Source organism: Terrabacter sp. RAF57 (genome assembly GCF_052113925.1).
Classification (GTDB): Bacteria; Actinomycetota; Actinomycetes; order Actinomycetales; family Dermatophilaceae; genus Terrabacter.
Genome location: NZ_JBFRDT010000003.1, coordinates 1 through 18,902 on the forward strand (window position 1 = coordinate 1; position 18,902 = coordinate 18,902).

The 18,902-nt window shown below is 70.2% G+C and carries 14 protein-coding genes; 2 read left to right on the forward strand and 12 right to left on the reverse strand.

The annotated features are described in order from the left end of the window. Positions 1-340: 340 nt before the first annotated feature. Both AB4Y83_RS04985 and AB4Y83_RS04990 read right to left on the reverse strand, forming a co-directional pair. Positions 341-4,369: a PKD domain-containing protein gene (locus tag AB4Y83_RS04985; RefSeq protein ID WP_442296198.1), complete on the reverse strand. Its 4,029-nt coding sequence runs from the start codon at positions 4,367-4,369 to the stop codon at positions 341-343. 648 nt (positions 4,370-5,017) lie between these two features. Further along, a complete protein-coding gene (locus tag AB4Y83_RS04990) occupies positions 5,018-5,776 on the reverse strand; it encodes an endonuclease/exonuclease/phosphatase family protein (protein WP_442296199.1) in 759 nt (252 codons plus the stop codon). A 304-nt stretch (positions 5,777-6,080) separates the two neighbouring features. Here AB4Y83_RS04990 and AB4Y83_RS04995 point away from each other — a divergent pair, with 304 nt between their 5' ends. Then, positions 6,081-6,971 (forward strand): alkaline phosphatase family protein, encoded by an 891-nt coding sequence (locus tag AB4Y83_RS04995; protein ID WP_442273365.1) that lies wholly within the window; start codon positions 6,081-6,083, stop codon positions 6,969-6,971. A 115-nt stretch (positions 6,972-7,086) separates the two neighbouring features. Here AB4Y83_RS04995 and AB4Y83_RS05000 read toward each other — a convergent pair whose 3' ends face one another. Continuing rightward, entirely contained in the window at positions 7,087-7,725 is a 639-nt protein-coding gene (locus AB4Y83_RS05000) for a DUF4203 domain-containing protein (RefSeq protein WP_442273366.1), read from the reverse strand. Positions 7,726-7,980: 255 nt separating this feature from the next. Between AB4Y83_RS05000 and AB4Y83_RS05005 the strand changes: the two genes are divergently transcribed. Continuing rightward, positions 7,981-8,304: a hypothetical protein gene (locus tag AB4Y83_RS05005; RefSeq protein ID WP_056777381.1), complete on the forward strand. Its 324-nt coding sequence runs from the start codon at positions 7,981-7,983 to the stop codon at positions 8,302-8,304. Between the two features lie 182 nt (positions 8,305-8,486). On the opposite strand, the gene AB4Y83_RS05010 is transcribed toward AB4Y83_RS05005, so the two are convergent. The 9 genes from AB4Y83_RS05010 to AB4Y83_RS05050 form a co-directional block, all read right to left on the reverse strand. Continuing rightward, entirely contained in the window at positions 8,487-9,227 is a 741-nt protein-coding gene (locus AB4Y83_RS05010) for an ANTAR domain-containing protein (RefSeq protein WP_442273367.1), read from the reverse strand. A gap of 37 nt (positions 9,228-9,264) precedes the next feature. Next, the gene (locus AB4Y83_RS05015; RefSeq protein ID WP_442273368.1) at positions 9,265-9,972 is read right to left on the reverse strand and encodes a GAF domain-containing protein; all 708 of its coding nucleotides are present in this window, start codon (positions 9,970-9,972) and stop codon (positions 9,265-9,267) included. A 60-nt stretch (positions 9,973-10,032) separates the two neighbouring features. Beyond that, positions 10,033-10,761, reverse strand: a complete 729-nt coding sequence (locus AB4Y83_RS05020; protein ID WP_442273369.1) for a glycosyltransferase — start codon at positions 10,759-10,761, stop codon at positions 10,033-10,035. Next, positions 10,758-12,110, reverse strand: coding sequence for a PIG-L family deacetylase (locus AB4Y83_RS05025; protein WP_442296200.1), 1,353 nt, complete (start codon positions 12,108-12,110; stop codon positions 10,758-10,760). The genes AB4Y83_RS05020 and AB4Y83_RS05025 overlap by 4 nt, the downstream gene beginning before the upstream one ends. Then, the gene (locus AB4Y83_RS05030) at positions 12,104-13,201 is read right to left on the reverse strand and encodes an acyl-CoA dehydrogenase (RefSeq protein ID WP_442273371.1); all 1,098 of its coding nucleotides are present in this window, start codon (positions 13,199-13,201) and stop codon (positions 12,104-12,106) included. Before AB4Y83_RS05030 ends, AB4Y83_RS05025 begins: the two co-directional genes overlap by 7 nt. A gap of 163 nt (positions 13,202-13,364) precedes the next feature. Beyond that, the gene (locus AB4Y83_RS05035) at positions 13,365-14,840 is read right to left on the reverse strand and encodes a glycoside hydrolase family 3 N-terminal domain-containing protein (RefSeq protein ID WP_442273372.1); all 1,476 of its coding nucleotides are present in this window, start codon (positions 14,838-14,840) and stop codon (positions 13,365-13,367) included. A 120-nt stretch (positions 14,841-14,960) separates the two neighbouring features. After that, positions 14,961-15,812, reverse strand: a complete 852-nt coding sequence (locus AB4Y83_RS05040; RefSeq protein ID WP_442273373.1) for an alpha/beta fold hydrolase — start codon at positions 15,810-15,812, stop codon at positions 14,961-14,963. Positions 15,813-16,222: 410 nt separating this feature from the next. Next, positions 16,223-17,275, reverse strand: coding sequence for a glutaminase A (gene glsA / locus AB4Y83_RS05045; protein WP_442296201.1), 1,053 nt, complete (start codon positions 17,273-17,275; stop codon positions 16,223-16,225). A gap of 85 nt (positions 17,276-17,360) precedes the next feature. Then, positions 17,361-18,815, reverse strand: a complete 1,455-nt coding sequence (locus AB4Y83_RS05050; RefSeq protein WP_082619866.1) for a DUF2252 domain-containing protein — start codon at positions 18,813-18,815, stop codon at positions 17,361-17,363. Positions 18,816-18,902: the final 87 nt, after the last annotated feature.

An 18,902-nucleotide genomic window follows, 5' to 3' on the forward strand; every position in this document is an offset into this window, starting at 1 on the left:
GACCCCAAAGGACTCGGGCAGGCACGATGGGTCACCCGGTGGAAGCCGGCCCTGAACGCGTTCGCGGTCACCTTCGAGGCGCGCATGCCGGCGCCGGAGAACCTCTAACCATGAAAACGCCAGTTACACCGTTCGCCTGACAGACCCCCGGTCGGGGGGGCTGCCCTGTCGTGTGGGGCACCTCGCGCAGCCCGGGGGAGTGACTGGGACCAGGCCGTGTTGGCAGGAGGCGTCCCCTGAGGGTCGTCACGGCCCCCGATCAGCAGCTGGCGCCGATCAGCAGCTGGCGCCCATGACCGGGGATGTCGTTGAAAGGGTGAATCGGTCGGCGGCGGTGACTCTACGGTTTGAACGTGATCACGAGGGCGGCCCAGGTGCCGGCGATGGTGCCGTCTGCATTGAAGGTGCCCACTGAAGTGGGGAGCTGGTAGGCCCTTCCGAGGCTCGCCTTGGACACTGCTTGGGCAGTGAGGGCGGTCCACGAGGTGGTCCATGAGGGGGTGGTGGCCCTCGTGAACGTGGCCACGGCGCCGAAGACGACTTCGCGGGGTGCAGTGGTCGTGGCGGTGAGACCGGAGGCGTAGTTGGTGCTCGTGCCGATGGCGGCAGCCGCACGGTCCACGCGGGTCACGCCGGCGAGCTCGTCGGCCACCATCTGATACGTGCTCGATCCGGGAAAGGTTGCCGTGATCTTCGCTCCGGTGGTGAGCGGCTTGGTGGCCAGCCCCGTCAGGACCAGGAGTCGACCGCCGCTCACCGGCACATCACGGGCCACCGCGTAGGTGTTGCCCGCCGTGTCGGTGGCCGCCACGGCTCCGGTCGTCGACTTGGCCGCGATCTGAAGCGTGATCACCACCAGGTCGCCTCGGCCCACGCCAGCGACGGGGCTCACGGTCACGGTTCCCGAGTTCTTTGTCGTGGTGGCTGAGCTGGTACCCAGCGTCGCGACGTAGGCGGGCTGTGCGCTGGTCGTGACGGTTTGCTGGGCGGTGGAGGCTTGCCCGGAGGTGTTGGTGACGGTGACGGTGGTCGTGAAGGTGCCGGTGGTGGTGTAGGTGTGGGTGGCGGTGGGGCTCGCTTGGGCGGCCGCGGTGGTGCCGTCACCGAAGTCGAAGGCGTAGGTCAGGCTCTGGCCCTGCGGGTCGCTGGAGGCGGACGCGTCGGCGGTCACCGGTAGTGGTGTGGTGCCGCTGGTCGGGTTCAGCGTGAGCCGGGCCACCGGGGCCTGGATGGGCGCGGCTGCGCTGACGGTTTGCTGGGCGGTGGAGGCTTGCCCGGAGGTGTTGGTGACGGTGACGGTGGTCGTGAAGGTGCCGGTGGTGGTGTAGGTGTGGGTGGCGGTGGGGCTCGCTTGGGCGGGCGCGGTGGTGCCGTCGCCGAAGTCGAAGGCGTAGGTCAGGCTCTGGCCCTGCGGGTCGCTGGAGGCGGACGCGTCGGCGGTCACCGGTAGTGGTGTGGTGCCGCTGGTCGGGTTCAGGGTGAGCCGGGCGACGGGAGTCTGAATCGGGGGCGGGTCGCTCACGGCCACCGTGGTCGCCGCCGTGTCGCTCAGCCCGCTGACGTTCCGGACCGTCAGCGTCACCAGGTAAGACCCTGCCGTTGTGTAGGTGTGCGTGGCGGTGGGGCTGGCTTGGGCGGGCACGGTGGTGCCATCGCCGAAGTCGAAGGCGTAGGTCAGGCTCTGGCCCTGCGGGTCGCTGGAGGCGGACGCGTCCGCGGTCACCGGCAGTGGCGCCGTGCCACTGGTCGGGGCCACGTTCAACGATGCGGCGGGCGCCTGGACGCTCGAGGCCTTTGTCGCCGTGACCGTGGTGCTGGCGACACTGGTGAGCCCGCTGGCACTCGTCACCGTGACCGCTGCCGAGAACGTGCCTTGGCTCTGGTACTCATGGGTCGCCGTGGGGGCGGTCTGAGCAGGCAGGACCGTCCCGTCACCGAAGTCGAACGCATACGTCAGTGCGGCGTCCTGGGGATCGTTGGAGGCGGACGCGTCCGCCGTCACCAGCAGGGGCGCAACCCCATCGGCCGGTGTGACGGTGAGCATGGCGGTGGGTGGCAGTACGGGTGGCGGTGGGGCGTTGACCGTGACGGTCCCGCTGGCGGTGCCCGTGACGCCGGAGGTGTTCCGCGCGGTGACCCTGACGATGTAGACCCCGCTGTTGAGGTACGTGTGGCTGAAGGTTGACTGCGCCTGCGGCGCCACCGTGGTGCCGTCACCGAAGTCGAAGGCGTAGCTGAGGACTTGCCCCTGTGGGTCCAAGGAGGCGCTGGCGTCTGCCGTCACCGCGAGGGGTGCGGTGCCCTGCGTCGGGGTGAGCGTCAGGTCGGCGACCGGCGGCTGGATGGGGACCGGCACGATGTCCGGCTGGAACTCGTAGGCGCCGAGGTCGTCATACAAGCGCGGTCCCGCTGCGTTGGCATTGCTGACGCTGGCGTCTCGCACCCTCGGGTAGCTCAGGATGTCGGTGGTCTGCTCACCCGGCACCCCGCTGTCGGCGCGGTCGATGGCGGGCGACCCCTCCTTGAGCTGAAGGTTCCAGGAAGGCTTGTCGAGGAACACGGGGTCTGCCTGTATGCCCGCGGCCTCCTGCCCGGATACCGCCTTCATCGCGGTCAGGGAGCTGTACGTCGTTCCCCACGCGTACATCACCCCGGACTTGCTCAGGAAGACCAGATTGTGATCCACCAGGGTGGAGTTCTGCGCGCCGTCCCACACACCGATGTTGCCGGCGCGGCGAGCGCAGGCGATGCCTGAGTACGCGGGATAGACGGCGTTGTCGACGGCGATGTTGTTGGCTATGCGGTAGCTCCCCGACGTCGAGCCTTCGAGGTTGATCCCGCTCGTGCAGTTGTGGAAGACGGTGTTCCCGACGATCAGACCCCCGGTCACGTTGAGGTTGTCGATGCCGTGGTCCCCGTTGTTGTAGGAGACGTTCAAGGTGACCAGGTTGTTGTTGGCGCCGGTGTAGAGCTGGACACCCGTGTCCTCGTTGTCATGGGTGACGTTGCGGATGATGGTGTTGCCCGGACTGGTGACGTTGATGCCGTTGGCGTTCCGTTGCCAACCCTGGGCGTTGTAGCTCGCCTCGTTGCTGCTGACCGTGTTGCCGGTCGACGTGTTCGTCACGTAGATCCCGGTGTCGCTGTTGTGGGTGCTGTTGTTGTTGGACACCACCGAGTTGTTGGTGGCCCGGATGCTGATCCCGGGAGCTGTCGCTCCCTGCGCCTGCCGCCCCGTGTTGGTCACGGTGTTGCCGGTGACGGTGATGTGGTCGCTCTTGGTGACATAGACCCCGTCACCAGTGGTCGCGGTGAAGGTGAGGTTGGAGAGCGTGATGTAGCTCTTGCTCGAGATGTAGGCCCCGTTGGTCACGCCGTTGCCGATCACCGGGCTGCGGCCCGGCCAGCTGGTGATCGTGACCGGTGCGCTGGCCGTGCCTGACACGGACGGCTTGACCGTCTCGGCGTAGCTGCCGTCTCCGATGTAGAGGGCGTTGCCGGGCTGCAGGCGGGCAACCCCCTTGGTGACCGTGCAGAACGGCGCCTCCTTCGACCCGGGCCCGGAGTCGCTGCAGGCCGAGACGGTCTTGTCCACGTAGAAGTCGCTCGCAACCGGCAGGGCTGGTGGAGTGCCGATGACGAACTCGTCGATGACACTGCCCGCACTGCACGTGAGGTCCTCACCCGGAGTGGACTGGTCGCAGATCGCCTGGAGCTTGATGCCGGTGTCGCCGACGTCGACCCGCAGGTGGGACAGGTGCATGGCGCGCATCGCGGTGCGCGGGTCTGAGCTGGTCCACGGCTGCTCGAGTGACGACGGCGCCCCCACCGTGACATGCGTGACGCCCTGGATGGGCTGGAACCGCTCGTAGTTGTGCGAGTGGCCGTTGATGTTCAGCACGTACTTGCTGTAGGCCTCTCCGAAGCCGCCCAGGATGGAGGCGATCTGCGTCTCGCCCGCGTGGTAGCCGGTCGAGTACGCGGGACGGTGACCATAGGTGACGATGTACTTGATGTTCGGGTCGTCCTGCGCCTGGCGCATCAGCGGGCCGGCCTTGGACTGCCAATCGGCCCACGCGCCGGTCCAGGGCTCCGGGTACGACATGAACCGCACGGGGCCGGAGTCGAACCATCCCCAGTCGTCGCCGCAGCACGAGATCGCCGGAGACCCGGGGGAGGCAGCAGCATTGGGCATCAGCAGGCGACCCTTGTAGTTACGCAGATCGTCCGAGCCCGGCACGTCGTACTCGTGGTTGCCCCAGGCGGGCATGTACGCGGCCCGTCCGCTCCAGCGCATCACATCGTTGAAGTGCGTGTCGACGGCGCTCTGACCGCTGCTCCCGCTGTTGGCATACGTCAGGTCGCCCACCATGAGCACGAACGACGGGTCATCCGCGCTGATGTTGTCAAGCGTGGTCCCGAGCTTGCCGAAGTGTGCCGTGTCACCGACGTCCCCGATGGCATCGAACCGGTAGTTCGTCGTCGGCGGGGCGTGGAAGGTGTAGTCCGGGCCTCCGCCGATCGAGTAGTGGTACGTGCTGCCGGCACTGAGCCCCCCGATCTGCAGCTGCCAGAACGGGCCGGGTGACGACCACGGCATCACGCCCGGCGCCACTCCGGTGGCGGTGTTTCCGTAGTCAGTCGTCGTCCCCCAGCGCACGTCGTTGGCCGGCCCGCGCCAGTCGATGGCCACCGAGGTGGAGCCCGTGAACGTGTAGTGCACTTCGTCGGACACGGTCGAGGCCCACGTCGCCGAGGGCGTGACGCCAACGGCGAGCACCATCGCCGCGACCAGGCTCGTCCCGGCGGCGCGCAGCGCCAGGCGTGCACGGGAGGACGCCGGGCGCGAGGGCCGGGGTGATGGCCACAGAGTCATGCTTGGAACGCTATGGATTCAACACCCAGCCGTGCCCCGCCGGACGCCCGATCTGCCTCTACGACATTTGGATGACGCCGCACCCCACCCGGCTCGGGTCCGCTGCTGCCGTCGGGTGCGGGGGAGGGACCCGGCCTGCGCTCAGGGGCGTGGCAGGACGAGGTCGACCAGCAGGCCGGGGTGGTCAGTGGTGCCCTGCATGTCGATGACGGAGTGCGTGCGCACCCCGATACCCGGACTCACCACCACGCTCTGCAGACCGCCGTCGTCGGTGCGCTGGTAGCCGCTGGGCAGGCATGACTGTGGGCTGGGTGAACCGCGAGCCGCGAGGTTGAGATCTGCGCCGAGGACGATCGGGCGGGCCCCGTTGTGGCGGCTGATCCCGGGCACCGCGGAGCTCAACAGGTACTGGCACTGGTTCAGCGCGATCGTGGCGTCGACGCTGGTGGTGTGCGTGGTGCAGGCGGAGAACCGTGTGGCCAGGTCGATGCAGACCCAGACGCGCTCCTCTGAGTCGTGGGGGTCTTGAACCGGGTAGACGCCGCTGTAGCTGCGGGAGCCAACTACCGGGGGCGAGACCATGACCAGGACGCCGTCGCCGAACTCCTGGCCGTTCTGACAACGGACCGGTGCATGGGTCTGGCGGTCCTTCGCGGACGTGAACGCCGAGGCGACCGCCGTCACCGGGACGGTGGCCGACATCGCCTGCTCGAGGACGGGCAGGTCATCGCGGCAGACCTCGTTGAGGCTGACCATGTCCGGCTGATGCTCGTGGATCAGTGCAACCGCCCGGCTGACGGCACGCCCGCCGGAGTAGCAGTCAGCGCGTCCGCTGTTGCAGAGATTCATCTGCAACACGCGCACCGTGGTGTCGAGCCGGCCGATCGTCGGGCGGCTCATGTCGGTCGGGTCGCTCGCCGCGCGACCGGCGTCGCAGGCCGCGAGACAACCGGCGAGGAGCACGGCGAAGCCCGTTGCGGCGGCAGCCCACCGGGGGCTGCGGACGTGCCGGACGCGCATACGGCCATCGAACCCCGGAACTCGCACGGCGCGCAATCGATGTGGGCATGCAGGCAGGCGCAGCGTTGGTCCGCCGCTCGTCGGCCCGTTCGACGAACCGGGCGCACGCTCTCGCTTCCCAGCCCGTTGTGACGGCCCCGAGGTACTGTCGGCCCGGCAAGCTGCTTCAGACGGTGGAGGACGCGTGTCGCACAAGGTGTTCGGCTTGGTGATCGCCACGGCACTGGTGGTTCTCAGCGCCTGCGGAGCGGGAGAACCCTTCGCGCCGGTCACCTTCGCCACGGTTCAACCGGCGAAGGTGACCAAGCTGCTGGTGTTCGTCGTCGAGAACCACTCGTTGGACCAGATGCGTGCGTCCATGCCCTACACGGCAGCCCTGGGTCGGGAGTTCGCGATCGCGACGACCTACGAGGCGGTGACCCATCCGTCGCTGCCCAACTACCTGGCGATGACGGGCGGCAGCACGTTCGCCGTCGGGGATGATGCCCCGCCATCCAGCCACACGACCGACCAGCCGTCCGTGTTCGGCCAGGCGCTGGCGCTCGGCAAGTCGGCGAAGGTGTACGCCGAGGGAATGCCCGGCAACTGCGCCACGGAGAACTCCGGACGGTACGTCGTGAAGCACAACCCGTGGGCCTACTACCGGAGCGAGCGACCCTCCTGCGCTCGGTACGACGTGCCGGCCGGTGAGCTGAGCGACGACGCCGCCAGCGGCCGGCTACCCAACGCCGGTATGGTCATTCCCGATCTGTGCGACGACGCCCACGACTGCGATCTCCCCGTCGCCGACCGTTGGCTCCGGACGCAGATCGAGGCGGTGATGTCGGGTCCGGACTGGCGCGCCGGGCATCTCGCGATCGTGGTCACCGCCGATGAGGATGACCACCAGCAGAACAACCTCGTCCTGACCACCGTTGCCCACCCATCCCTGCATGGCGCCGTCGTCACGACGCCGCTGACCCACTACTCACTCGCCCGTCTCTACAGCGAGGTCATCGCTGCGGAGCCGCTCGGCGAGGCGGCCGGCGCTCCTTCGATGGCCACGGCATTCGGGCTGGATCTTGCCGGCCGTTGAGGGAAGGGACGACGGCGCCCACCAGGGTTCACGCGCCTCGACGAAGGGTGCCGAAGACGGAGTACCTGCGGCCGCAGGGCGCGCTTGACTGCGGCGCCTGGATGTCGGTCCTACGTCAGCGGCTCTCGACGTACCAGGTCTCCTGGACGGTGCGACGCATCGCGAGCCGCTGCCGGGTCTGGGCGACGATGCCGATCAGGGCAAGGGCGAGCAGGGTCAGGTACCAGCCCCAGCCGGCGTGCACCGCCTGCGTGAAGGTGCCCCGGGTGAAGTCGGCGGAGTCGATCGCGCCCACCAGCAGCATCAGACCGGCGACGACGCTGACCGCCCCGGCGATCGAGCTGACGACAGCCAGCACGATCATCGGGAGGTTGCCGATGACCGCCACCAGTCCGAGCACCGCTCCGACTGCGATGCCCACCAGGACGGCAACCCAGTTCCAGTCGATGCCCAGGGCGACGACGAGGCCCGAACCGATCGCGAAGCCGAAGGCCGCCATGGCGAGAACGACCGCCACCGCGAAGTAGAGGTACGCGAGGAGAGCGAAGATCAGGGCGCACACGAATCCCGCCACCCAACCGAGCACCGTGCCGAGGACACGCTCATCGGCAAGTTCCGCGAAAAGCCCTGCCCCGAACGCAAACCCGGCGAAGAAGCCCCAGATGGGGAGGACCAGACGCAGCGCCAGCTGTCCGGCGAAGAGCATGAAGCCGCCGGCAACGATCGCGAAAAGGCCAAGCATGATGTCTGCCATGCCCCACTGTAGGGCTCCCGGCGTTCGGTCCGGACGTGAACGGCGCACCTCGCGACCACGTGCTCCGTCGTGCAGCGCTGGACGTCGCCACGTGCGGCCCCGCCCGATCCCCGACGTCGGTGCGCCTGAAGCATCGCGCACGCCGCCGTCGTCTCGCTACTCTCGTCGTAGACGCGGGATGGTCGGCCGGAAGGCCGGCCCTGGAGCCGGGCCGCGCCGCGGACCTGCGGATGGCGTCGGGTGAGGAGCGGTGGGATGAGCGCAAGGAACACGCGGTCGATGACGTTCCGGGCGAGCGGCGGCGAGGCGGTCACGGCCCTCGAGGAGGCAGCGCGCCGCTCCGGGATGCAGCATCTCTCCTCGGATGCTGCGACCGGCGTCTTCGTCTTCACCGCGGGGCGGATGGTGCTTGCGTTCGGAGAGAAGGTCACGGCCCGAATCCGCGAGGTCGCTCCCGGCACCGTGCAGGTGACGCTGTCCTCGAACCTGCAGTTCGGGCTGGGGAACATCGGGCGCAACGGTGCGAGCCGGGACCGCATGGGTGACGCGCTTGCGCAGCTCCTCCCTCCGGCCGCATAGGCGGGACGTGGCGGCGTCGTGCCTTCGACCTGGCGTCCGACCACCTCGCACTGTGTCTCCGTCCCTTTGGCGGCGCTGGTTCGACTCAGCGAGTGACCACGGCAGCGGAGGCGCGCGCACGTCCCGCTAACGACAAGGCGGCCGAGTGTGCCGGCGAGGTCGTCATCCCTCGTGCGAGGTGGTCAGACCTCGGGCAGGGCTCCGGTCTCGAGGAGGTCGGTCGCCACCTGCGCGAGCTTGCGGTTGGTGTGCTGGCTCGCCTCGCGCAACATCTGGAAGGCCTCGTCGGGCAGGATGCGGTGACGCTCGACGAGGATGCCGATCGCGGCCCCGATGGTCCGGCTGTGCTCCAGGGCCGCCTGCAGCTGGACGGCGCGGTCGTCGCTGCGAGCCGCCTCCACGGCGATGGCGGCGTGCTCGGCGACGAGAGTCGCCCGCGCGACCGACGACTCGTCGAACGAGTGGGGCGTGGCGCTGTAGAGGGTGAGCACGCCGAGAGTCGCGTCGTGGAAGCGCAGCGGGACCGACAGCACCGCCCGGATGGGCGTGCGTGCGACGAGCTGCGTGGCGTAAGCCGTGAACCTGCACTCGTGCGCGAGGTCGTCGCACCGCACGGTCTCGCCGGCCTCGAAAGCGGTCAGGCCCGGGCTGTCGCCGGCCTCGGCCGCGACCACGGCCACTCTCTCCATGAGCACATCGTCGGTCGAGTCGGCCAGTCGGGCACGTCGACGCGTGAAGCGTTCCGCGACGGCGACGGCCGCCCAGTCGCAGGGCACGAGGTCCACCGACCTCGTGGCGATCTCGTGGAGGGTGGGCAGCACTCCGGGTGTCTCGGCCAGGACCCTGGCCAGGGTCGTGACGACATTCGCGGCATCCAGACCGGAAACGTCGCCCACCATCGTGTCGGGGCGGTGCGTGGTCATAGGTGCATGATGGCACCGCGCCGGCCCGATCGGGAGGTCACGGACCTCCGCTCTCGCCCCCTTCGCCGATCACCATGAGCGCCAGGGCCACCACCGGTATGCCGGCCCGCGCGGCGGCCTCGTAGAGCTTGCTCTCGGCGACCTCCGGGGACACCCCTTGGGCGTCGACGAGCACGCCCACTGCGACACGCACCGTCTCGACCTCCTCGAGGCGTCGGGGCGCGTCGGTGGCCTCGACCCGGCTCCGGAAGCTGAGGTCGGCGTTCGTCACCGCGCCTTCCGCCCACCCGCCGACGAGCGCCGCGACCTCGTCGTGACGGCCCACGAAGGTGTCGGTGCCGCTGCCGTAGAGGTTGACGCCGCCGATGACGCGTGACGCGTCGAGGACGGGGAGAGACAGGGTGCTGCGGATCCCCACAGCAGCGCCGGCTTGGGCGAAAAGCTGCCAGCGACCCTCGTCGAGGAGCTCGCGGTGGTCGACGGCGACGACCTCACCGCTGCGGGCCGCCTGCTCGCAGGGACCGTCGTCGACGTACTGCACCCCGTCGAGCCACGCGGCCTCGAGGGTGCTCGACACGTAGGTCAGCGTGACGTCGTGGCGGGCGATGCCGATGCTGAACGCGACGATGGCCGGCACCACGGCCGTGAGGCTCTCGGTCACCCTGGCCAGCTGGCCGGCGATGTCGATCTCTCCACGCAGTGCCATCCGTCGCAGCGCGTCACGGGTCTGGGGTATCGGCTCCACGCAGCGGACATACCCGCCAACGCGCCACGGACTCGGCCGGCCGCATGTCGGGCTGGGTCCTCAGCCGGTGAGTGAACCCTGGGCAACCAGCGCCCCGAGGTAGTCGGCGAAGCCGCCGGGCGTGCGTCCCTGCGTGCGGCCCGAGGTGCGCACGTGTACTGACGAGCTGGCGAGACAGGCGGCTCCGGACGCACGGATGCGCTCGACCAGACCCACGTCCTCATGGACCGCGAGCGGCTCGAAGCCCCCGGCCGCCAGGTAGGCAGAGAGCCGGACGCCGAGGTTGGCGCCGTGGACGTGCGGGTGACCATCACGCAGCTGGTGCAGGGCGTGCCACCGGGTGAGGGATTCTGCGTCGAGCTCGTCGTCGGGTTGCACGGTGCCGGTCACGAGATCGAGGCCGGCATCGGCGAGCATGACCTGCCGGACGAGCCAGTCGGGCGGGACCACGCAGTCGGCGTCCGTGCCGGCCAGCCAGTGACGACCGGTGTCCGGCTCCGCGACGTCGGCCGTCGCGACCACGACGCCGTGGGCGCGAGCGGCACCGACGCACCGACGGTCGACCTCGACGACCGTGACGTCGCGGTGCCGGGCGGCGACCTCGCGTGAGCGGTCGACGCAGGCGTCGAGCACGAGGACGACGCGTGCGTGGACGCCGGGTCGGGACCGGTGCAGCTCCCCGACGGCGTCGTCGATCGAACCGAGGGCGCGGGGGAGCAGGGCCTCCTCGTCGTTGGCCGGGACGATCACGTGCACGTGCGTCAGGGGGCGGTGGAGGTGGGCCGTCATGGCGAGCCGGCCCGGTGCGCCGAGGACCTCGACATCACATCGAGCCGAAAGTCCCGCTCGAGGTGTGTGGCCACGACGGGCAGGGCGGACGTGCGGGTCCACAGCTCGTGGACCCGCAGGCCGTCGAGCGGCCAGCCCCGCACGGGATGCCGCCAGTGGCACAGCACGAGCGCGCCGTCGTCCGTGAGGGACGTGTCGACCCGTGTCACGAGCCGTCCCAGCCGCGCCGGACTGAGGAAGTACCCGACCTCCGAGACGACGACGAGGTCGAAGGGGCCGTCGGGCCAGTCCTCGGGGACGCTGCCGAGCACGACCTCGACGTGGTCGAGCCCTCGCAACGAGGACCGCGCGGCTTCGACGGCGGCCCCGCTCTCGTCGACGACGACGAGCCGGTCGCACCGTGTCGCGAGGTCCTCCGCGAGCGCCCCGACGGACCCACCGACTTCGAGCGCGCGGCCGTAACGCTCGTGCGGGAGGGCCGCCAGGGTGACGTCCCGCTTGCGCTGCTCGTACCAGCTCGTGCGCACCTGCCACGGGTCGCTGGACGAGTCATGCAGCTCGTCGAGGCTGTCATCGGTCGGCAGGTCCAGCCGGAGGAAGACCTCGAAGGGCCGCGCGAAGTGGGCGAGCATGTCCTCGTGGAGGACGGCCTCGTCCCCGGGCTCGTCGGAGACCGGAGCCACCTGGGTGCGGTGCAGCGCCACGGCCTCCTGCTTCGTCGCCTGCACGTCGGCGTCGAGGGTGAGGGCGTGGAGGTCCCCCCACGGCGCCCGCTCGGGCTCGCACCAGTGCCACAGCCACAGGGGGTACTCCCAGAGCACCGCGTCGGTACGCCGGCACGCCACTCCCGCGGCCCACCCGGCCGCGTCGTGGTCGGCGTGGCCGTCGTGCCGCCACGGGGCGACGACGACGGTGTCGCCGCCGCGCTCGCCGACGACGTCGACGAGGCCCGTGACGATCTCGGCGGTGCAGGCGGCCAGGCGGCTGTCCGGCAGACCGAGCCTCTCGAGCGTCGCCGACGGCGCGAGTCGAGCCAGCGCGGCGCGGGACTCCGCGACCCGGAGAGTGGCCAGGTCGCCGCTGGACACGGTGGGGGAACCGGGGTGCGACGCCTCACCGTCGCTGAGCAGCACGACCGTCACCTCGAGTCCGGCTCGTGCTGCAATCGCCATGAGTCCGCCTGTGGCGAGCGTCTCGTCGTCGGGGTGCGCAGCGACGACGACGAGGCGCCCACGCCCTGAGAGCAGAGCGTCTGCGGGCCTGAGGTCGGCCCACTCGGGTCGCTCGCACCACAGGCTCTCCGCCGTGCCCCGCTCGGAGTGCGTGAAGGGCCGCGCGCGGGTCACCACGGTCGGCCGTCGGTGCCGCTGCCGCCGTCGAGGACGGGACGCTCGAGGACATACCGGCCGAGGGCAGCCTCGTCGCGCTCGGCATGCTCCTGCCGCAGGTAGAGCTGCAGGTCCGCGACGCGCGCGGCGTGGTCGTCGTCGAGCGCCAGGGGTGCCGGTCCGGTCGCATGGCCGACGCGCTCGACCACGGACTCCGCGGCACGTGCCACGACGTGCCGCACGCGCAAGGCGAGTCGTGCGCCTTCCTCACCCGTCGCGCGGCCGTCGTCGACCCGGGCAGCCGCGTCGTCGAGGCAGGTCCGAGCCGCCCAGAGCGCGGCGTCGACCGCCCCCACGTGCATCTGCGCGATCTGGTCGGGCTCTCGTCCGCCGAGGAGCAGGCGGCGGGCCACGCCCACCGCGCCGCCGTACCAGATGGCTGCCACGCCCATGCCGCCCCAGGCGAACCCGGGGCGCTCGAGGTACCACCCCGTCGGACCGACCGGGACCGCCTCGGCGCCGTCGAAGTCGACCGGACCGCTGGGCACGGCGGTCAGACCCCGGGCGAACCACGCCGAGGGCTGGACGGTCACGCCGTTCGACGGACCCAGGCGGACGGCATACAACCGCCGGGTGGTGTCGCTCTCCCAGGCGGTGACGAGGGCGTGCGACAGCGATCCGGCCAGCGAGCACCACGGCTTCGTCCCGTGCAGTCGGACGGTGCCGGCGGCGCGGCCCGTGTCGCCTCGCGCCTCGAGCCGGACACCGGGCCCCTCCGCGGCGAAGACTCCCCACGCAGCGTCGTCGGGGACTGGCGCGGCGACGGCGTACCCGGCCGACCGGGCCTCAGCGAGGATCGCCAAGGCATCGAGGTGTGGTTCGAGGGTGCGGGCCGCCGTCAGGTCCACGGCCGCGACGGACGCCAACGACTCCCACAGGATGCGGGTCGACCCCGAGCCCGGAAGCGGGAAGGCGTCGGGCCGGACCCGCACGAGCTCGGTCGTCGCCACCGGGTCGCGACCGTGGCCAAGCCGGACCCGGAGGTCGTCGACGAGGGCCGCGAGCCGCGACGGCGGAGTCGCGTCGTCGGTCAGCCGCACAGCCCCCGTCACCGGACGGACCGGGGAACGGTTGGGGTGGGACGGGCTGCGGGTCGGCTCACGGGGGGCACATACCCAGCAGTGCCGCAGCGCCTCGGAGGCGTCCGTCGAAGGGCGGCCGTGTCGGCCGGGCGGCGTGGCTGACGTCGATGCGGCGACATCTGCCGGTCAGCCTTCAGAGCTGGGTGTCGAGGTAGCGCTGGAGTGCGGCGACGGTGCGGGTGTTCCACGTCGTCGCGCCGTCGAGATAGAGGCCGAGGTAGCTCTGCAGGGCCGCCATCGAGTGCGGTCCCCAGACGCCCACGGCAGGTGCACCGACCCGGACCTGCAGAGCGCGGATCGTCGCGCTGTCGAAGACGCCGGTCTGTGAGATACCCAGCCAGCGCTGCAGGGCCGTCTTCGTCAGTGGGCCGAAGTATCCCGTGACCGGGAGCCGCGGCGCGAGCAGGCCGTACTGCGCCTTGACCGTCAGGACGCGCATCACCGCTGCCTGGACACGACCGCGGAACACGCTGTCGGATGCGGCCCGCGCGGTGACGGCAGCGACCATCGCCGGGACGACGTAGGGGTTGCCGGTCAGCACGACGTCACCGCCCGCGTTGATGAACCCCACGGCACGGGCGCCGGGCGACCACGCGGCCACCTGCTTGGCGTTTCCCAGGTCGTCACTGATGACGACGCCCGTGAAACCCAGGTCGCCGCGGATCATTCCGCGGATCACCGTGGGCGAGAAGACCGCCGGGTGCGACGCGTCGATGCGGGAGTAGTAGGCCGATGACACCATCAGCAGATGCGCACCGGCGCTGATCGCAGCTCGGAACGGCGTGATGTCGGTGGACGTGCGGGTGGTCACCGTGTCGGTCACTCCCGCTGTCGTGTCGGTGTTTCCGGTCACCCGTCCGAGCCCGGGGAAGTGCTTGGCCGTCATCGCGAGACCGGATGCTCTCATGCCCTTGAGGAAGGTCGTGCCCTTGTCGGCGACGACGGCCTGGGTGTACCCGTACTCCCGCTGGTAGAAGCCGATGGGCTTGTTGAGGCTCGCGAAGCTCTTGGCGACCGTGTCCATCACCGGTGCGAGGTCGACGTCGACGCCCGAGCGCATCACCTGCGTGCCCCACGCCCTGGCGTATGCCGTGAGCGACGTGTCGGACCAGGTGCCCTGCGTCAGGGCGGTCGGCATGCGCGAGAAGCCCGGCCCTTGGAGGACCTGCACGTATCCGCCCTCCTGGTCGGAGGCGATGAACAGCGGCACCCCTGCCGTCGCCGCGGTCGTCGTCAAGGTGTCGGCTCGCCCCGTGAGGTATCGCACCGGCGGGGCGCCCGCGGTCGTGCGGCCCGTGAGGATGAGGTTGCCGACGTGGTACCGGCTGATCGCCGTCGTCGTGGCCGAACCGAGCCCGGTCACGGCACCTCCGACCATGAAGAGCTGCCCGACGCGCTGTGCCGTCGTCATGCGGTTGTAGACGGCCTGGGCCTGGGCACCCGGGCTCAGGGTGGTGGCGACGGTGCCCGCGGACACGACGAGTGGAGGGGCCGAGCCGGCCGGACGGGCGGAGGCAAGCGTCGCGGCGGGGAGGGCGAGCACGACGACGGCGATGGGAGCGAGAGCGGCGGCGCACGCTGTGGGCACGCGCGGGAAGCAGGAACGCATGGCGATCCACCTACCATTCAAGGAAACTGCGCGCGACGCCCTTTCAGTGTAGGCCTCGGCACCGGGCGCGTCGGTCACGTCGCAGGGAAATGCCGGACCGCAGGCCGCCGCGGCCACGGTTCAGGTCGAGGGGCAGGTGAGGAAGCTCCGCAGCGCCGCGACAACCTCGTCGCGGCGGTCGATGAACACGTAGTGGCTGGCGTGGAGCTCGATGACGTGAGCATCCGCGGTCTCCGCTGCGAAACGGTCACGGCACGTAGCCCGCCAGATCGCGTCGGGTCCCTGCCACTGGTCCCCGAGGGCGTAGATGGCGAGCGCGGGAGCGGTGATGTCGGAGTAGGGGTGTCGGAACGCCTTGAGGGCCCGGACGAACGGCGCCGAGGCCGCCGTAGAGAACGTGTCGATCACGGACCCGTCCGGGAGGGTGTCCACGGAGGCGCGCATCATCGCGTCGAGAGCAGGTCCACGGATGTCGTCCGGGAGCAGGGAGTGCACGAAGTCGACGTAGTCCTCGTACGTGGCGAACCGGTCCGGGCTCGCTGCCTCCTCCGGCCACTCGACCGTCGGGCTGTCGGCCCAGTCGTAGGCACCGTCGAGGTAGACGACCCCGGCGACGCGTTCGGGATGTCGAGCGGCGAGGGCCGAGACCTCACCTCCTCCCATCGAGTGCCCCACGACATGGGCCCGCTCGATGCCCAGGGCGTCGAGGAGGCGGCGCGCGTCCTCGGCGGCGTCTGCAAGCGCGAAGCCGTTCTGGACCCGGTCCGTCCGCCCGTGCCCGCGTCGGGTCAGGGCGACCACCCGGAACCGGTCGCTCAGGTGCGGGGCCAGCTCCGAGAACACGTGGGCGGTGCAGCCCAGACCGGCCAGCATCAACAGCGGGTCTCCGTCGCCGCCCCAGTCCAGGTAGTGGAAGCGGACACCGTCGAGGACGACGAACCCGTCGGGGGGTATCTCGATGGGACCCGGCACCCGGTGACGGTATCGCGACGAGCCGACACGCAGGACGTTCCTGAAGCGGGCACCGAGCGCGACAGCATGGCTGCCGGCACGTTCGTGGCTCACGCCCCGGCGTGGGCGGGTGTGCGCGTCGACCGACGCGCGCGGTCCACGCGCGGGTATGGATACCGGGGAGGCACACCGCACCCGGACATGCGGGACCCCTCCCGAGCAGACCGACAGGGCCGACCCCCCAGAAAGGTGTTCGAAGGTGGACGTGGACACGATCCGGATCCCGTGCTTGACCGAGGGTTGCGAGGGCGAGATCCATGCCGCGAGGGAGCTGGACGAGGACGGAACGCGATGGAGGATCATCTGGTTCGAGGGGGTGCCAGTGGTCCTGTGCTCCCGAGGTTGTCGGCGGCCGGAGGACCTCGTCTGCCTCATCGATCCCGAGGTTCGCGCTGCTTGATCTCCAGCGGCCCTCGGTCCGGCGAGACCGTCATCGAGGCGAAGAGGTTGAGCCCGAGCCGTTCCGCGAGGTACTTGGTGACCAGCTGCCCGCGCACGCTGTTGCCCGCCACGTCCAGGGGAGGGGAGAACGTCGCCAGGCCGCCCTTACCGGGTGCGACGGTGACGATGCCGCCGCTGACCCCGCTCTTGCCCGGGACCCCGACCTCGTAGAGCCAGTCGCCGGACAGTTCGTACAGGCCCGCTGTGGCCATCACCGCCAGGACGCGCCGGCACACGCCCCGCCCGACGACCGTCCTCCCGGTCACCGGGTTCACCCCGCCGTTGGCCAGCGTGGACGCCATGACCGCAAGGTCGTGGACGCTCACGTCGAGAGAGCACTGGCGCGTGTAGATGTCCGTGGCCTCGTCCGGGTCGAAGTAGAGACGGCCGTAGCTCTGCAGCAGGTGGGCGATGCCCTGGTTGCGCAGGTTGGTGGCGGACTCCGAGGCGTAGACCCTCTCGTTCAGGCTCAGCTCACGGCCGGCGAAGCCTGACAGGCCCTCCCTGACCCGGTCCCACTTCTCCTCCGCCGTGCTCCCCGGCACCAGACTCGTCGCTGCGATCGCACCCGCGTTGACCAACGGGTTCATCGTGCGGTCCAGGTTGAGCTCCACCGCCACGAGGGAGTCGAAGGGGAAGCCGGTGCTGTTGACCCCGAGGAGGCGACGCGCGTCGACGTCTCCGACCGCCTCGCAGACCAGCGCGAAGACGAACGGTTTCGACACGCTCTGGATCGAGAACGTCCTCTCGACGTCCCCGATCTCGAACGACCTCCCTCGTGCTCCCACCACGGAGATGCCGAACCAGTCCGGCGACGCCTCGGCCAGGACCGGGATGTAGTCGGCGACGGCACCCTCCCGGTTCGCCCGATACCGCTCGTACGCCTCGGTGACGGCGCCGATCACCTCGTCCGGTTCTGGGAGCTCTCCGGTCGAGATCGACGACCTGACCGCTTCCTCGTCGAACGGGAGCTGCTCATGCATCGACAGCCTGGTCATCGCGTGCCTCTCGTGCTGGTCGTCCGCAGCCCATGGCATGCCTCCGGCACCTCACGCACCCCGAAGCCCTCTACATGCCCGTCTGGGCCTCGAGGCGCCCGGATCGGACTGCCGCCACGAGGGCCTCGTAGTCACGTTCGTTCTGGTCGGCGTAGGACGACGCGAAGTCGGCGATCGCGCGGTCGAAGGTGTCGCTCGTGCCGAGGTAGGCGGCGATCGCGATGCGGTCACCCGAGCGGGCGTGTGCTCGGGCCAGCGTCGCCCCGCAGATCCGGGCGTAGGCGGTCATGACGCCGGAGCTCATGGTGTCGACGTCGGCCGAGCCCTTCCAGTCGCGCAGCTGACGCAGGTAGAAGTCACGCACCTGACCGTCGAACCCGTGGACCCGCTGCCACCCGAGGAAGATGTCGCTGGCCGCCTGCATGAGCCGCTGGCCGGCGACGACGCGCTGGCCGTGGTTGGCATACCGGCTCGCCCCGACGAACCTCTCGAGGACGGACTCCTGGGCCTCCTTGGCCTGCAGGAACAGCGGGTCCTGCCCGTCCCGGCCGAGCAGGAGGATGATCCAAGCCCGGGTGCCGACGCTCCCGACCCCGACGACCTTGCGGGCGGCGTGGACGTATTCGAAGGACTCGAGCAGCTCGCGCCGATCGGTCTCCAGGGTGCGGCGGTACGACCTGATGAGAGCGCGGAGCTCACCCTCGACGTCGTCATGCCCCGTGCCCGCCGCCAGCTCCTCGATCGGCACGATGAGGGGCGCGTCGGAGATGATCCGTCGCTCACCGTCGACGTCATGGGTCAGCTTGGTGAAGGCCTGCATGCTGTCCCGGGTGCGGGCCTTGGCCGCGTTGGCCTGTGCCTTGGCCTGCTGCTTCTTCGTGATGCTGGACTTCAGCAGCTCGAACACCGTGTCGACCTCGATGTGGGCGTACCAGACGTCGAGGTTGCGCGCGGCCGCGAACAGCTGCATCCGGGCGCGGTACTCGGCGACGCAGGACCTGACGACGTCCCGGCGGTCCGCCGCCGAGAAGCCCCGATCGCGACCGGCGATCTCGAAGCTGGCCGCGAGCCGCTTGACGTCCCACTCCCACGGACCCGGAAGCGTCTCGTCGAAGTCGTTCATGTCGAAGAGGAGGCGCCGCTCGGGAGAGGCGAACACCCCGAAGTTCGACAGGTGGGCGTCGCCGCAGATCTGGGAGATGAATCCCGACCGTGGGGTCGCGGCGAGGTCGCTGGCCATGATGAGCGCCGCGCCGCGGTAGAACGTGAACGGAGAGACGAGCATCCGTCCGTAGCGCAGCGGGACGAGCTCCGGGACCCGGCTCGTCGCCTGCTCCTCGAGCAGCGCGACGGGGTCGGGCCGGTCCGTCGACGGCTCCCACGACCCGTGGCTGCGCCTCGGTGTCTCGTTGCGGGCGGCCCTGCCCCGGGTCACGCGCTGGTCCGGGGTCAGGTGGGCCACCTTCCGGGTCGCCGTCCCCGCTCGCGCCCCGGATGTCGTCGCCGACTGGCTCTCGTTGCTCACAGTCTCTCCTCAGGGTGACGCCTCGTGACGTGGCGCGTGGTGCGCTCTCCTCGACGCTCGCACCACCGGACAGTGCGCGCATCACCT